The sequence below is a fragment of the Psychrobacter sp. Arc29 genome, from assembly GCF_041431175.1.
Taxonomy (GTDB): domain Bacteria; phylum Pseudomonadota; class Gammaproteobacteria; order Pseudomonadales; family Moraxellaceae; genus Psychrobacter.
Genome location: NZ_JASMRR010000018.1, coordinates 1 through 1,010 on the forward strand (window position 1 = coordinate 1; position 1,010 = coordinate 1,010).

2 pseudogenes are annotated in these 1,010 nt (G+C 37.2%); both read left to right on the forward strand.

The window, feature by feature from the left end:
- Nucleotides 1–151: 151 nt before the first annotated feature.
- A pseudogene (locus QO189_RS14140) lies at nt 152–226 on the forward strand (IS1 family transposase); the annotation flags it as partial.
- A gap of 67 nt (nt 227–293) precedes the next feature.
- Nucleotides 294–919, forward strand: a pseudogene (locus QO189_RS14145) (recombinase family protein).
- Nucleotides 920–1,010: the final 91 nt, after the last annotated feature.

Genomic DNA, 1,010 nt, shown 5'->3' on the forward strand with positions numbered 1-1,010 from the left:
CTCTAATTTCATTCGGATTAGGTTTTCCTCCGAAGGGCAGTCCATCTTCGATATTTTAAAAGTTGTTTTATTCATAGTTACATTTATATCCGGGTGGTGGTTCAAAAAGTAGGCTGAAAAAAAACAGGCTGAGAAATTGATAAATAGTGAAATGCAAATGACACTATACATCAAATGCCCAGCCTGTCTAAGTGACAATATAAAGAAAAATGGTTTCAAAAGCCATACCCCAGGGGCACTATCAAAACAGGTCTCTTAATCAATTAATAGTCTACTTATAATAGACTGCAATAATGGAACTACTTATAACAGACTATTTTAGGTGTTTATGTTTATCAGAGCATAGAGCGCCAATCAAAGATCAAGATGCCAAGCGTGCCAAAAGTGAGCTCATATAGCTTGCTGCTGATCATGGTCACAAAATTGCCGCCTTCTATGTTGAAAACGAGTCAGACGCAACTTTAATATGTCCACAGTTAATGTAACTGATAAATGATGCCCATGAAGGCGATATAATTTGGTTGAGCAGATTGACCGCTTAGCACGTTTAAACCAAGCTGATTGGGATACTCTCAAAAGAATGCTATTAGAAAAGAAGCTGGCGGTAGTATCAGAAGAGCTACCGACCTCTTATATAACGCCTCAATCTGATAGCAGCATTGAATTTATGAGCAGCGTATTACAGGCCATCAATTCGATGATGCTTTATATGCTCGCTGCTATTGCTAGAAAGGACTATGAAGATCGACGTAACCGTCAGATGTAAGGTATTTCTCGTACTAAGGTAGAAAGTAAATATTCAGGACGTAGGAAAGATACCGAGAAGCGTAAGATTATCGCTAGCCTTCTGAAATCTGGGCGTAGTTATTCTGAAATACAAGCTACAGCTAAGTGCTCGCGTCATTTGATAGCTGTATAGCTAAATAAATACTCAAATACTCAAATACTCAAATACTCAAATACTCAAATACTCAAATACTCAAATACTCAAATACTCAAATACTCAAATA